This is a genomic window from Limnohabitans sp. DM1, assembly GCF_001269385.1.
Lineage (GTDB): Bacteria > Pseudomonadota > Gammaproteobacteria > Burkholderiales > Burkholderiaceae_C > Limnohabitans_A.
Genome location: NZ_CXOO01000003.1, coordinates 51,463 through 65,942, shown reverse-complemented (window position 1 = coordinate 65,942; position 14,480 = coordinate 51,463). Strand labels below are relative to the sequence as shown.

Below are 14,480 nucleotides of genomic sequence, written 5' to 3'. Positions count from 1 at the left end.
CATGAAAACCATTCACTTTTATCTGGATTTCATCTCCCCCTATGCCTGGCTTGGCTTTGATACCCTGCCCCGGGCCTTGCAAGGCATCAGCCACCGTGTGGTGCACAAGCCGGTGCTGTTTGCCGCCATGCTCAAACACCATGGGCAGTTGGGGCCTGCCGAGATTCCCGCCAAGCGCGATTGGACATACCGGCAGGTACTGTGGTTGGCCCGTCAGCAAGGCACGCCCTTGCAGCTGCCGGCCATGCACCCCTTCAATCCGCTGGGCTTGTTGCGTCTGGCCACGGCGTGCGACGCCGACGGCACGCCCAGTCGCTATGTGTGCGAGAAAATTTTTCGGCATGTTTGGTGCACGGGGCAGGATGCGGCTGACCCCCAGCGCCTGGCCACCCTGACGAGAGAGCTGGCACCGGCACAAGACCCTGGCAGCGCCCAGGTCAAGCAGACTTTGCAAACGCACGCCCAAGAGGCGATTGAGCGGGGGGTGTTTGGTGTGCCCAGCTGGGTGGTCGATGGCCGCGTTTTTTGGGGGCAAGATGCGTTGCCCATGCTGCGGGCCTACTTGCAGGGCGATGCCTGGTTTGACGGCCCTGACTGGCAAGCGCCAGCCTTGTGTGGGGTGGGTGTGAGGCGCTCATGAACTGAGCTGTTGCCCCAAAGAGAAAACCCGATCGCATGACACGATCGGGTTTTTTGTTGGAAGGGTTCAAGTTGGCAAGACAGGGCTTGCCAACATCGGCCTTTTAGTGAGCGGCAGAACCTTGTGAGGTGGTGCCGTCAAAGCTCGGGAAACGGACGTTCTCCACCAACTCCTGAACTTCTTTCGCAGGTTCTTTGGTCAGCAGCGACACGATGATGATCACCGCAAAGCCGACTGGCACACCAAAGATACCGGCCGAGATGGGGGCGATGTCCCACCAGGTGTTGGCCTTCAGGATTTCAGGTGTCAGCGAACCCTCATGGAACAAGCCGTACATCCAGGGATGTGTCTTGACCATGTAGTAGAACGAGATGCCCAAACCAGCCAACATGCCCAGCGAAGCGCCCCACTTGTTGGCACGCTTCCAGAAGATGCCCAGCGTCAACGCAGGGAAGAAGGCAGCGGCTGCAAACGAGAAGGCCGCAGACACGAGGAACAAAATGTCTGCCATGCGCAGCGATGCGACATAAGCAGCTGCCAAAGCCACGAACACCAAAATGGTTTTGGAGATCGCGACACGGCGGTTGGCCGAAGCGTTCGGGTCAATCACTTTGTAGTACACGTCGTGCGACAAGGCGTTGGCAATGGTGAGCAACAAGCCATCGGCTGTGGACAAGGCCGCAGCCAAACCACCGGCTGCCACCAGACCCGAAATCACGAACGGCAAGCCGCCGATTTCAGGTGTGGCCAAGACCACAATGTCACCGCCCAAGCGGATTTCTGCCAACTGCAAGATGCCATCTTTGTTGATGTCAGCCACCGCCATCAGCGTGGGGTCAACCACGTTCCAGCGTGCAATCCATCCCGGCAACTGGTCCATCGGCGTGCCGACCAAGAGCGTGTAGATGTCGAACTTGACCAGCACCGCCAAAGCAGGCGCTGTGAAGTACAGCAAAGAGATGAAGAACAGCGACCAAGCCACCGACTCACGCGCTTCACGCACCGAAGGGACGGTGTAAAAGCGCATCAGGATGTGTGGCAGCGCAGCCGTACCGATCATCAAGCAGAAGACCAGAGCCAAGAAGTTCTTGCGGGCGACATCTCGGGCAGCGTCGTCCTTGCCTGGGAAGGGCTCAGCATGGCGCAGGGGTGGTGCTGCACGTGCCGTGTTGGTGGTGCGTGCGGCGGTGTAAGCCGCCTTGGCTGCTGCCTCATCTTTGGGCAGAGCAGCAACAGCAGCTTCAGCGGCCTTGATGTCTGCTGCTGGCGCATTGGCGGCCTTCAGCTCTTCCAGCTTTTTGGTGGCTGCTTCTTTGTCAGCGGCCATGGCTGCTGGCACATCTTTCAGCTTTTCAGCGGCTGCATCGGCGCGTGCTTTGAAGATACCGCGAACTTCGAGTTCTTTGGGGTCTTTCAGCAGTTGCTCTTCTTTGGCCGTCACTTTTTCAAGCAAGTAGCCATAAGAGATCTGCGGCACAGGCATGCTGGTGTGTTTCACCGACAGCCAAACCACGGGGATCATGTAGGCCACGATCAGGATCAGGTACTGCGCCACCTGGGTCCAGGTCACAGCACGCATACCACCCAAGAACGAGCAAACCAAGATACCGGCCAAGCCGACATACACGCCCACGTCGAACGACAGACCGGTCAAGCGGGCGGTGATCAAGCCCACGCCGAAGATCTGTGCCACCACGTAAACGAAGGACACCAAGATGGCTGCAAACACGCCAATCAGACGCGCCATGTTGCCGCCGTAGCGAGCGCCCAGGAAGTCAGGGATGGTGAACTGGCCAAACTTGCGCAGGTAAGGCGCCAGGAACAAAGCCACCAAACAGTAACCGCCAGTCCAGCCCAAAATGAAGGCCAAACCGCCGTAACCTGTCAGGTAAAGCGTACCGGCCATACCGATGAAGGAAGCGGCCGACATCCAGTCAGAGCCGGTGGCCATGCCGTTGTAAATGGCGGGCACACGACGGCCCGCCACATAGTATTCGGCCGCGTCGTTGGTGCGACTCATCACACCAATGCCGCCGTACAAGAGCACGGTGGCCGCCAGGAAGGCGTAACCGATGTACTCTTTGGGCATGCCCATTTGCTCAAGGACAGCGAGCACGATGACGAAGGCTGCGAAGCCACCGCCGTAGAACAAGAAAACTTTGTTCAGAGATTTCTGAAACTGGCTTTGGGTTTGGCCTTCTCCGCCGAAAACGCTCATGATTCTTCTCCTTCAGAAACGCCATATTCCTTGTCAAGGTTGTTCATATAGCGAGCGTAGTACCAAATGATCAGGCAGTACACAATCAGTGCGCCCTGGGCGGCGACCCAAAACGAAAATGGCCAGCCAAAAAAGCTGAACGTCAAATCACGTGAAAAGTACAAAACCACAAACGTGACAAAGAACCACAGGGCCAGCAATAGCCCCGTGATTCTTAAGTTTTTGCCCCAGTATTCCTGGTGCCTTGCAGTGAGCTGCATCGTCATCTCCTTCTTGTTAAAAAAATCAAACTACCGACTGTCACACTTCAATTTCTCAACCAACACCTATGGGTGTCGTGTTCACACAGGCCTGTCTAATTTGAGACCTGTTTCTCGTTCCAATTGGGCGGCCACCTTGGGCTCGAAACCATTCAAATGGCGCATCACATCCAGCGCTTTTTCGGGCTCATGCATCTCCATGTGAACTCGAGCCATTTGGTACCAGGCGTAGGGGCTCATGGACTGCAACTCGGTGTTGCGCTTGAAAGCGACCAAGGATTCTTCAAACCGTTGCTGACGCACCAGCACCAGACCCAGGCCATACCAGGCACGGTCCATTTTTTCGTCGATCTGAATGGCGGCCCTGAAGGCGTGTTCGGCTTCCTGGCTGCGTCCTAACTCTTCGCACACAAAACCCACGTTGAAGTGGGCATTGGCGTTGGCTGGTGTGAGCACCAAAGCCCGTTCAAAAAATCCCAACGCCTGGACCCAACGCTTATCGTTCAGTTCCTTAAAGCCCACGCTGTTCAAGGCCAAGACGTCCTCCGGGTTGATCTGGAGGATTTCTTGAAACACCTCATGGGCTTTGTTGCGAAAGCCCAAGACCAAAAGAGCCTTGGCTTGGAGATGCAGCCAAAAACACCTGCCTCGGCTTGCGGTGTTCAAGTGGGCGGACGAGATATGGGTTTTCACTGACATGCCGCGATGCCCATCTCGAGGCAAAGTTCAATTTTCAATTGCACCACCACGACCCAGGCAATCAAAAGCCAGCTGCTGGTGGCCAGCGGGATGTGTTGGTCCAGGATCAGTTTGGGGCTGATTTTGCGAGTGATCCAAAGCGCAGGCTTGGAGGCCACATCCAGCAATTGCCAAAAAACATTGTTGTCACGCTTGGACCCAGCCAGCAATCCCAGCAAGAATCGCCCGACGATGAACATGAGCGAAAGTTCAATCAAACTTTTGGCGATGACGATGGCAAGCAACATAGGACTTTATTGATGAAGATCAAGACGATTTTTTGAATTCTATGAATTGGCTTGTTGTCTACCTAATTGCCATTAATCCCTTTTGAAAAATAAGTAAATAAAAATTTCTGGCAATCATTCAGATGCTTCATTGGGAGAAGTGGTTTTTTCTGACGGTGGCCTTACATTCCTTGCCAAGTCGTCTGGATCTCCGAGGTCTAAATTCAAGGGAAAACACCGATAAATTTTTGTTGAATTCATGACGAATTGACACAATATCGAGGGTAAATTTGGCAGAAATGTGAAATGCGCTTTCAGCCAGCTTGTTCATGCGACCCACGCCAGACAAATCATGCTGGGCTTCAGAGCCGAAACCTTGCAGCAATACCCCAGAGCCAATGCCCGTAAGCTGCTCCACTTGTGCAGATCAGATGCTGTCTGCACTCGTGAAAACGCGTCCAGCACGTCCCAGCGCAATCGTTGTTTTGGGATGCGCCATTTGCCGCCCGTCTTGCGTCCATGCAAGGCATGCAGTTAGACACTTTTGCGTAAATCGGTGGAGGCGAGCAGTTCAGACCTGGCCCTTTTGGCCCCGTGAGAAAGTCGTTGGCGCCTTTGTCATGGTTGAAGTGGGGCAAAGTTATAGATTCGGCCCGATGAAGTCTGAGCCGTGTGTTGCCCGATGGGAGGATTTTGTGGGAGCTTGCCAGCCAAGCGAAAAGCCTGTGGTCCACAAGCGTCTGATCGCCAGCAGGGCTAGCGCCCACAAGGTGCAAGATTGAAGTCCCCCTGCAAACTACACAGGGCCGGATCAACAGGTCCCCGCGTCGCATGTCGTAGCCAGTGCTTAGGGGTCGGTTGGCAGGGCATGACATTGATTCCGTTTTGCTGGCATCGACACTCTGGCCTTTGGCCCGCAGTCATTGGCGACGGATTTCGGGCTTCAAATAGAACCGGGGGATTACCCTTGATATTCGGGCATTTCCCGCAATGTGGAATAAGTTTCAAGGGTTAGTACCCGGTATGTAAGCCCGTGTTGGTTGCCTGTCAGACAGGGGCAAGTGCCAGCATCAAGAATCGGCGCAAGTTCTCGTGTTGGGGACTCTTTTTTGGAGACAGCTTTATGGCTACAACCGCACCCCGCCCGATGTCGGCGGAAGAGAAGAAGGTAATTTTTGCCTCTTCTCTGGGTACCGTTTTCGAATGGTATGACTTTTACTTGTACGGCTCATTGGCCGCCATCATCGCCAAGCAATTCTTCAGCGGTCTGGACGAAGGCTCTGCCTTCATCTTCGCGCTTTTGGCGTTTGCTGCCGGTTTCATCGTGCGTCCATTCGGCGCGCTGGTGTTCGGCCGTTTGGGCGACATGATCGGCCGCAAGTACACCTTCCTGGTCACCATCCTGATCATGGGTGTTTCGACCTTCATCGTGGGCATCTTGCCCAACTACGCCAGCATTGGCGTGGCCGCTCCCGTCATCCTGATCTGCTTGCGCTTGCTGCAAGGTTTGGCTTTGGGTGGTGAGTACGGTGGTGCTGCCACTTATGTGGCCGAGCACGCCCCAGCGGGCCAGCGTGGTGCTTACACCGCCTGGATCCAGACCACTGCGACTTTGGGCTTGTTCCTGTCGCTGATGGTGATCCTGGGCACACGAACCATCATCGGCGAAGAAGCCTTCGCTGATTGGGGCTGGCGCGTTCCGTTCCTGGTCTCGGTGATCATGCTGATCATCTCGGTCTACATCCGTTTGAGCATGAACGAATCGCCTGCTTTCGTGAAAATGAAAGCCGAAGGCAAGACTTCCAAAGCCCCACTGTCCGAATCTTTCGGCCAGTGGAAAAACCTGAAGATCGTGCTCCTGGCCTTGTTTGGTCTGGTGATGGGTCAAGCCGTGGTTTGGTATTCCGGTCAGTTCTACGCTTTGTTCTTCTTGACACAAGCCTTGAAAGTGGACGGCGCCACAGCCAACATCATGGTCGCGATCTCCTTGATCATCGGCACACCGTTCTTCGTGATCTTCGGCACGCTGTCGGACAAAATCGGTCGTAAACCACTGATCTTGGCCGGTTGCTTGTTGGCTGTTGTCACTTACTTCCCCGTGTTCAAGGCTTTGACCAAAGCGGCCAACCCAGACCTGTACGCTGCTCAGCAGTCGGCTCAGGTGACGGTGACTGCCGACCCAGCCGAGTGTTCGTTCCAGTTCAACCCCACAGGCACCAAGAAGTTCACCTCTTCTTGCGACATCGCTAAACAGCGTTTGGCTGGCGCTTCTGTGTCTTACGAAAACATTGCAGCGCCTGCGGGCACCCCTGCAGTGATCAAAGTCGGCGAGACGGTTGTGAACGTCAAGTACTCCGCTGAAGACATTGCAGCTGCCAAGGCCAAGGCCGAGGAAAAGCTGGCGGCTCTGAACGCAGCTGAACCCAAAGATGCCAAGGCCATCGAAGCTGCCACCAAGTCTGTCAAAGACCTGAGCAACGAGAAGACCGCAGGAGCCACTTTGTTGGGCACCAACCTGAACGCCGCCCTGAAGGCCGCTGGCTATCCTGCCAAAGCCGACATGGCCAAGTTCGACAAGGTCACTGTCATCATCATCCTCACTTACCTGGTGTTGTTGGTGACCATGGTCTACGGTCCGATCGCCGCCATGCTGGTTGAGATGTTCCCCACCCGCATCCGTTACACATCGATGTCCTTGCCTTACCACATTGGTAACGGCTGGTTCGGTGGTTTGATGCCCACGACCGCCTTCGCGATCGTGGCCCAGACCGGCAACATGTACAACGGCTTGTGGTACCCGATCATCATCGCCGGTGCAACCGTCGTGATTGGTGGCTTGTTCGTCAAGGAAACCAAAGACAACGACATCTACGCAGACGACTGATCTGTTTTGTAAGCAACCCGGGGTGACTCGGGTGCTAAATTCTGGGCCTTCCCTCTGTGGAGGCCCTTTTTTGTTTGGAGATGAACTATGTGGAAAATTGCTGTTGGTTTTGCGGTCTTTGCGGCCATTGCTTTGTACGTGATCGGTAAAGGCGGCGACAGCCTGGACATGAGCGGTGAAAAACACGGCGCAGACGCTGTGCATGTGGAACCCGCCAAGGACGCTGCACCCGCTGCAACAGCCCCTGCTGCTGCACCGGCTTCTGACGCCAGCGCTGCCAAGTAAGCAAGGTCTGTGCACCTGACCACCGTCAGATGCCAACCCATGAAAGCCACGCCATCGCGTGGCTTTCTTTTTTGCAAGAGCCAGCCCTGCTGGCGATGGCGAGGTTGGTAGTCCTACGAGGATTGATCGCTTGCAGGGCAAGCTCCCACAGGGGAAAGCTCCCAACGCCCACGTTAACCTTTGTCCCATGACTGCATTGTTGTAGGAGCCAGCCCTGCTGGCGATGGCTTGTGGGCCATAGCGTGTCGAATCAGCAGCAGGGCTGGCTCACAGGGGGTTATTCGTGCGGCCCTAGAATGTTTGGCCTCCACCCCATTAAGCCCGTCCATGTCCCAAGGTCTCATCCGCATCCGTGGTGCCCGTCAGCACAACCTCAAAAACCTCGACCTGGACATCCGCACGGGCGAGTTGACGGTGGTCACCGGCCCCAGCGGCTCGGGCAAGTCGAGCCTGGTGTTTGACACGCTGTACGCAGAGGGCCAGCGCCGCTATGTGGAGACCTTCAGTGCCTACGCCCGCCAGTTTCTGGACCGCATGGACAAACCGGCCGTCGACAAGGTCGAAGGTGTGCCCCCGGCCATTGCGATTGACCAGACCAACCCGGTGCGCAGCTCACGCTCCACCGTGGGCACCATGACCGAGCTGAACGACCACCTGAAGCTGTTGTTCGCCCGCCTGGGTCAGTTGTTTGACAAAGACACCGCGCAGCCCGTGCGCCACGACAACCCCGACACGATTTACGCCGAACTGGCCCAGCGTGCCGCGCAAGCAGGTGATCCGCGCCTGTTTCTGACCTTCCCTGTCGAGCTGCCCGCCAACACCAGCGCCGAGCAGGTTGAACAATGGTTGTCGGCCAGCGGCTTCACCAAGGTGCAGGCCGAGCGCGAAGTGGCCACCCCCACCGGCCCGCGCAAAGTGCTCGACGTGATCGCCGACCGTTTCCGTTTGGGCAAGGCCGAAAAAGCCCGCGTGGTCGAAGCCATCGAAGTGGCCCTCAAACGCGGCGGCCGCCTGAATGTGTATGTGGAAAAATCGGGGTCAGATCCCAATTCTTCTTCCGAGCCCGCCTTTGACATCTGGCGCTTTTCCACGGGCTTGCATTGCCCGGACAGCGATTTGCGCTACACCGACCCGATCCCGTCGATGTTCTCCTTCAACTCGGCCGTGGGTGCGTGCGAGACCTGTCGGGGTTTTGGGCGCGTGATCGGCGTGGACTACGGCCTGGTCATTCCCAACCCCAAGCTCACTTTGCGGGCCGGGGCCATCAAGACGCTGCAAACGCCCGCATGGCAAGAAAACCAGGACGACCTGATGCGCCACGCCGAGGCCGCAGGCATTCCGCGCGACACGGCGTGGGACAAGTTGACGAAAGCCCAGCAAGACTGGGTGATCAACGGTTCGCCCGAGTGGAAGGGCCGCTGGAACCACCAGTGGTATGGCGTCAAGCGCTTTTTTGAGTACCTGGAGAGCAAGGCCTACAAGATGCACATCCGGGTGCTCTTGTCCAAGTACCGCAGTTACACCGAGTGCCCGACGTGTCAAGGTGCGCGTTTGAAGACCGAGAGTTTGCTCTGGCGCATTGGCAGCCACTCGGATGCCGATGGGGTTTTGCAGGTGGAAAAACGCTTCATGCCCGCGGGGGTGAAGTGGTCGCGTGCGCAACTCGAGGCGCTGCCGGGTTTGAGCTTGCACGACATGATGATCATGCCGCTCGACCGTTTGCGTTTGTTTTTTGACCGGGTGTCGGCGTCGGGTCAGGCGTCTTTAGGGGCTGAGGAGGCCTTTTCGGTTGCTGGGTTGTTGAGCACTTTGGGGGAGGCTCCGGCCGGGGATGGGCTGGGCTCCTCATACGGCGGGGGTACGCCAAAATCGTCGCCCAGCCCATCCCCGGCCGAAGCCGTAGGGCGCGCACAAGCAGAAGCACAGGCAGCGACAGCAACAGCAGCAACAGCAACAACGACAGAGAGGGCTCAAGACGCTCGATCGACCACAAGGTCTGCGTCAGAGCGGGGGGCGGGCGACGATTTTGGCGTACCCCCGCCGTATGAGGAGCCCGCCCCCCGCTCTGATGCAGACCGAACCTCCGCAGAAACCACCGGACAAAAACGATCTGCTGAAGACTGCCTCTCAGAAGAAACCACGAAGGCAACAAACCAAGGCGCAAGCGCCGAACAAAAAGCCCTGCAACTGCTGCTGGAAGAAATCACCACCCGCCTCAAATACCTGTGCGACGTGGGCATTGGTTACCTCACCCTCGACCGCCAAAGCCGCACGCTCAGCGGCGGCGAAGTGCAGCGCATCAACCTCACCACCGCCTTGGGCACCAGTTTGGTCAACACCTTGTTCGTGCTGGACGAGCCCAGCATCGGCCTGCACCCGCGTGACATGCACCGCATCACCTTGGCCATGCACCGCCTGCGCGACGCGGGCAATACGCTGGTCGTGGTCGAGCACGATCCTGCTGTGATGATGGCCGCCGACCGCATGATCGACATGGGCCCTGGCCCCGGTGAGCGCGGCGGGCAGATCGTGTTTGACGGCACGACCGCCGACTTGCGCAATGCCGACACGCTCACGGGTGCTTATTTGGGTGGGCGCAAACAAGTGGGCCTGGGCTTCAAGCGCATGGTCACCGACAGCACGCCGCGCTTGATTTTGGAAGGCGCACGCGAGCACAACCTGCAAAACATCAGCGTGGACTTTCCGCTGCAGCGCCTGGTCACCATCACCGGCGTGAGCGGCTCGGGCAAATCGAGTTTGATTCAGGACGTGCTGGCCCCGGCGCTCATGCGCCACTTTGGCAAAGCCACCGAAACCCCGGGCGCACACGACCGCCTGCTGGGTGCCGACCACCTGAGCGATGTGGTGTTCGTGGACCAGTCGCCCATCGGCAAAACCGCACGATCCAACCCGGTGAGCTATGTGGGCGCGTGGGACGCGATCCGCGAAATTTTTGCGACCGCGCCGCTCTCGCGCCAGCGCGGTTACACCGCCAGCAAGTTCAGCTTCAACGGTGGGGATGGCCGCTGCCCCACTTGCGGCGGCTCGGGCTTTGAGCATGTTGAGATGCAGTTTTTGAGCGATGTGTATTTGCGCTGCCCTGACTGCGATGGCAAGCGCTATCGCCCCGAAATTCTGGAGATCACCGTCGAGCGCCAGGCTCTGGGCCAGGCGCAGCCGCGCCACCTGAATGTGGCCGATGTGCTGGACTTGACGGTGAGCGAAGCCGCCGCTTTGTTTGCGCAAGACCGCGACGTGATCCGCGCCCTGCAGCCCATCGTCGATGTGGGCCTGGAATACGTGAAGCTGGGCCAGCCTGTGCCCACCTTGTCGGGCGGTGAGGCGCAGCGCCTCAAGCTCGCGGGCTTTTTGGCCGAGGCGGCTAAGAGCGCATCCAAGAGTCGCCAAAGTTTGGCGCGCAAAGGCACGCTGTTTTTGTTTGACGAGCCGACCACGGGCCTGCACTTTGACGACATCGCCAAGCTCATGCGGGCTTTGCGCAAGTTGCTCGAAGCGGGGCACTCGCTCATTGTCATCGAGCACAACCTGGACGTGATCCGCGCCAGCGATTGGCTGATCGATTTGGGGCCTGAGGGCGGTTATGCCGGGGGCCTGATCGTGGCCGAGGGCACGCCGGACGATGTGCGGCAGCACCCCACATCGCACACGGGGCTGGCGCTGCGCGAGTACGCGGCTTCTATGGGCGAGGTGTTGGGGGTGGCTGAGCGGTCGAGTGCGGATGTGTACCTTGGTGGGGGCGAGGCTGCGGTGTCATCGGGTTCCTCATACGGCGGGGGTACGCCAAAATCGTCACCCGCTGACACCGCAGCCTCGCTGGCAAAGGTTCGTGGCGGGGTTGGTGCAAGCTCAATTGCCCCAGCTGCTCGGCGTGCGCCTGTGTTGAACAACAACATCCAGATCGTCAACGCCAAAGAGCACAACCTCAAAAACCTGAGCGTCAACATCCCCCGTGGCAGCTTCAACGTGGTCACTGGCGTGAGTGGTTCCGGCAAATCCACGTTGGCTTTTGACATCCTGTTCAACGAAGGCCAGCGCCGTTATCTGGAAAGCCTGAACGCCTACGCCCGCTCCATCGTGCAGCCCGCAGGCCGCCCTGAAGTCGATGCGGTCTATGGCATTCCGCCCACTGTGGCGATTGAGCAGCGGCTCTCGCGCGGCGGCCGCAAATCGACCGTGGGCACGACCACCGAGGTTTGGCATTTCTTGCGCCTGCTCTATGTGAAGCTGGGCATTCAGCACTGCGTGCACGACAACACGCCCGTGCAGCCCCAAACACCCGACAGCATCATCGCGCAGCTGATGACGCAGTTCCGCGGTCAGCACATTGGTTTATTGGCCCCGTTGGTCGTCAACCGCAAAGGTGTTTACACCGAGCTGGCCGATTGGGCGCGTCCGCGTGGCTACACGCACTTGCGCGTCGATGGTGACTTTTTGCCCACACAAGGTTTTCCGCGCATCGACCGATTCAAGGAGCACAACATCGAGTTGCCTGTGGCCAGTCTGGATGTGCTGCCCACCAACGAAACTGCTCTGCGCCAAGCCCTGACCAAAACACTGGAACACGGCAAAGGCGTGGTGCATGTGCTGAGCGATTTGGACGGCTTGCGCGAAGCCATGTTCAGCGGCGAGTCCACCGCCCGCATCGGTCAGCACCGCGTGTTTTCGACGCTGCGCGCTTGCCCGGCTTGCGACACCTCGTATGCCGAACTCGATCCGCGCTTGTTCTCGTACAACAGCAAACACGGCTGGTGCCCCGACTGCGTGGGCACGGGCGTCAAGCTCAGCAAGGACGAGCGCTTGGTGTTTGACGATTCGGTGCAAGATGACAAGAACAAAGGCCGCGAGCAAAGCTTTGCCGAGCCGGAGATCGAAGACCTGGCCAATGTGGCTTGCCCCACTTGCGAAGGCACTCGCCTGAACGCCACGGCCCGTGCCGTGCGCCTGGGCTCTGCGCCGGGCCAAGGCTGGCGCATCACCGACATCGCCAGCTTGTCCGTCACCGATGTGCGGCATTGGGTGGACAAGTTGCATCTCACCGGTCGCGACGCCGACATCGCCCGCGACTTGGTGCCAGAGATCCAAAGTCGCCTGGAGTTTTTGGAAGAAGTGGGTTTGGGTTACCTCACGCTCGACCGGGGTGCGCCCACTCTGTCGGGAGGCGAGGCGCAGCGCATTCGCCTGGCCGCGCAATTGGGCAGCAACTTGCAGGGCGTGTGCTATGTGCTGGACGAGCCCACCATTGGCCTGCACGCCCGCGACAACCGGATTTTGCTCAACGCTTTGCAAAGCCTGAGCGACAAGGGCAACACCTTGGTGGTGGTGGAGCACGACGAAGACACCATCCGCCGCGCCGACCACATCATCGACATTGGTCCGAGTGCGGGCAAACGCGGCGGCCGCTTGGTGGCGCAAGGCTCGGTGGCCGATATCACCGCGTCTGCCGATTCTCAAACCGGCCGCTATTTGCTGCATGCGATGAAGCATCCGATGCAAGTGCGGCGTGTGGTGAAAGCCTCTGCGTGTGGCGCTGAGCTGGGCTCCTCATACGGCGGGGGTACGCCAAAATCGTCGCCCAGCCCAGCGCCCCACGCAGAGGCGGTGGGGAAATTGGGGTCAGATCCCAATTCTTTGCAAACCGCTAACGCCAGCGCCGTCGAGACTGCGACCGCATCAGCCAAAGTGAAGGGCAAAAAGAAAGCGGCCCCACCCGCTGTGGAAGCAACGCCCGAAGCGCCCACACTTCAGTGGCTCACCCTCACCGGTGCCAACCTGCACAACCTGCGCCAAGTCGATGTGCAAGTGCCCCTCAAGCGCTTGGTCGCCGTCACCGGTGTCAGTGGCTCCGGCAAATCCACCCTGGCCCGCGATGTGCTGCTGGCCAATGTCCAGGCCCTGGTCAGTCAGCGCTCCACATTTGCAGGCCGTACCGCACAAGACGCCGGCCAACGCGTGGCTTTGACCGCGTGCAGCGATGTGCAAGGCTTTGAAACCATCGACCGCGTGCTCGAAGTCGACCAAACCCCCATCGGCAAAACCCCGCGTTCTTGCCCCGCCACTTACATCGGCTTTTGGGACACGATCCGCAAACTGTTTGCCGAAACCCTGGAGGCCAAAGCCCGAGGCTACGCGGCCGGGCGCTTCAGCTTCAACACCGGTGAAGGCCGCTGCCCCAGCTGCGAAGGGCAGGGCATGCGCACCATCGAGATGAGCTTTTTGCCCGACGTGAAAGTGCATTGCGAGACCTGCCGAGGTGCCCGCTTCAACCCCGAGACCTTGGCCGTGACCTGGCGCGGCAAAAGCATTGGCGATGTGCTGCAGATGGAAGTCGACGAGGCGGTGGACTTTTTTGCCACCATGCCCAGCATCGCGCACCCGCTGCAGTTGCTCAAAGACGTGGGGCTGGGCTACCTCACCTTGGGCCAGCCCTCACCGACCCTGAGCGGCGGCGAAGCCCAGCGCATCAAGCTGGTGACTGAACTCACCAAAGTGCGCGACGAAGTGGGCAAGCGCGGCAACAAGGCCCCACACACCTTGTATGTGCTGGACGAACCCACGGTGGGCCTGCACATGGCCGACGTGGACAAACTCATCAGCGTGCTGCACCGCCTAGTCAACGCCGGTCACAGCGTGATCGTGATCGAGCACGACCTCGACGTGATCGCCGAAGCCGATTGGGTGATCGACCTGGGGCCGGAAGGCGGCAATGCGGGCGGCCGCATCGTGGCGGCCATGACACCCGAAGCCTTGGTGCTGTTGGGCACCCACACCGGCAAGGCGCTGGCGCCGGTGTTGGCGCGGGTTTGAGCAGTGGGGGGGGCGGCCCGTTGTAGGAGCGGCGCCCTCGCCGCGATGAAGCCTTCGCGGACCAGTAGCGATCGCCCCGAGGGCGGGGCTCCTACAAAATGCGATCCTCTGTATTTTGGCGCCTGCAAAATGCGCCCCCTTGATTGGGGCTCCCACAAAATGAGACCCGCTGTAGGAGCGGCGCCCTCGCCGCGATGAAGCCTTCGCGGATCAGCAGCGATCGCCCCGAGGGCGTGGCTCCTACAAAATGCGATCCTCTGTATTTGGGGGGGGCGCAAAATGCGCCCCCTTGATGGGGGCTCCCACAAAATGAGACCCGCTGTAGGAGCGGCACCCTCGCCGTGATGAAGCGCCTTCGCGGACCAGCAACCATCGCCCCGGGGACGCGGCTCCACGGTGTCCA

8 protein-coding genes are annotated in these 14,480 nt (G+C 59.1%); 4 read left to right on the top strand and 4 right to left on the bottom strand.

Annotated features, from left to right (window positions below):
• Nucleotide 1: 1 nt before the first annotated feature.
• On the top strand, nucleotides 2–640 hold the full coding sequence (locus AMM33_RS00600; RefSeq protein WP_090137865.1) for a 2-hydroxychromene-2-carboxylate isomerase: 639 nt from the start codon (nucleotides 2–4) through the stop codon (nucleotides 638–640).
• A gap of 103 nt (nucleotides 641–743) precedes the next feature.
• Here AMM33_RS00600 and AMM33_RS00595 read toward each other — a convergent pair whose 3' ends face one another.
• The 4 genes from AMM33_RS00595 to AMM33_RS00580 all read right to left on the bottom strand — a co-directional run bounded on the left by AMM33_RS00595 (nucleotide 744) and on the right by AMM33_RS00580 (nucleotide 4,104).
• Complete coding sequence (locus AMM33_RS00595) at nucleotides 744–2,858, bottom strand: sodium:solute symporter family protein (protein WP_090137863.1); 2,115 nt, start codon at nucleotides 2,856–2,858, stop codon at nucleotides 744–746.
• Nucleotides 2,855–3,118 (bottom strand): DUF4212 domain-containing protein, encoded by a 264-nt coding sequence (locus AMM33_RS00590; protein WP_090137918.1) that lies wholly within the window; start codon nucleotides 3,116–3,118, stop codon nucleotides 2,855–2,857. Before AMM33_RS00590 ends, AMM33_RS00595 begins: the two co-directional genes overlap by 4 nt.
• An 81-nt stretch (nucleotides 3,119–3,199) precedes the next feature.
• Nucleotides 3,200–3,817: a tetratricopeptide repeat protein gene (locus AMM33_RS00585; protein WP_090137861.1), complete on the bottom strand. Its 618-nt coding sequence runs from the start codon at nucleotides 3,815–3,817 to the stop codon at nucleotides 3,200–3,202.
• The gene (locus AMM33_RS00580; RefSeq protein ID WP_090137859.1) at nucleotides 3,808–4,104 is read right to left on the bottom strand and encodes a hypothetical protein; all 297 of its coding nucleotides are present in this window, start codon (nucleotides 4,102–4,104) and stop codon (nucleotides 3,808–3,810) included. The genes AMM33_RS00585 and AMM33_RS00580 overlap by 10 nt, the downstream gene beginning before the upstream one ends.
• Nucleotides 4,105–5,206: 1,102 nt before the next feature.
• Here AMM33_RS00580 and AMM33_RS00575 point away from each other — a divergent pair.
• The 3 genes from AMM33_RS00575 (at nucleotide 5,207) to AMM33_RS00565 (ending at nucleotide 14,077) form a co-directional block, all read left to right on the top strand.
• Nucleotides 5,207–6,967 (top strand): MFS transporter, encoded by a 1,761-nt coding sequence (locus tag AMM33_RS00575; RefSeq protein ID WP_090137857.1) that lies wholly within the window; start codon nucleotides 5,207–5,209, stop codon nucleotides 6,965–6,967.
• An 87-nt stretch (nucleotides 6,968–7,054) separates the two neighbouring features.
• Nucleotides 7,055–7,252 carry a hypothetical protein gene (locus AMM33_RS00570; RefSeq protein ID WP_090137855.1) on the top strand — a complete coding sequence of 66 codons (198 nt, stop codon included), beginning with the start codon at nucleotides 7,055–7,057 and terminating at the stop codon, nucleotides 7,250–7,252.
• Between the two features lie 534 nt (nucleotides 7,253–7,786).
• Nucleotides 7,787–14,077, top strand: a complete 6,291-nt coding sequence (locus AMM33_RS00565) for an excinuclease ABC subunit UvrA (RefSeq protein WP_369802376.1) — start codon at nucleotides 7,787–7,789, stop codon at nucleotides 14,075–14,077.
• The last annotated feature ends 403 nt before the right edge of the window (nucleotides 14,078–14,480 follow it).

Bases quoted from the DNA above. Each gene is read 5' to 3' on its own strand.
- AMM33_RS00570 (WP_090137855.1), top strand. From the start codon at position 7,055: ATGTGGAAAATTGCTGTTGGTTTTGCGGTCTTTGCGGCCATTGCTTTG.
- AMM33_RS00600 (WP_090137865.1), top strand. From the start codon at position 2: ATGAAAACCATTCACTTTTATCTGGATTTCATCTCCCCCTATGCCTGG.
- AMM33_RS00565 (WP_369802376.1), top strand. From the start codon at position 7,787: ATGGACAAACCGGCCGTCGACAAGGTCGAAGGTGTGCCCCCGGCCATT.
- AMM33_RS00575 (WP_090137857.1), top strand. From the start codon at position 5,207: ATGGCTACAACCGCACCCCGCCCGATGTCGGCGGAAGAGAAGAAGGTA.
- AMM33_RS00580 (WP_090137859.1), bottom strand. From the start codon at position 4,104: ATGTTGCTTGCCATCGTCATCGCCAAAAGTTTGATTGAACTTTCGCTC.
- AMM33_RS00585 (WP_090137861.1), bottom strand. From the start codon at position 3,817: ATGTCAGTGAAAACCCATATCTCGTCCGCCCACTTGAACACCGCAAGC.
- AMM33_RS00590 (WP_090137918.1), bottom strand. From the start codon at position 3,118: ATGCAGCTCACTGCAAGGCACCAGGAATACTGGGGCAAAAACTTAAGA.
- AMM33_RS00595 (WP_090137863.1), bottom strand. From the start codon at position 2,858: ATGAGCGTTTTCGGCGGAGAAGGCCAAACCCAAAGCCAGTTTCAGAAA.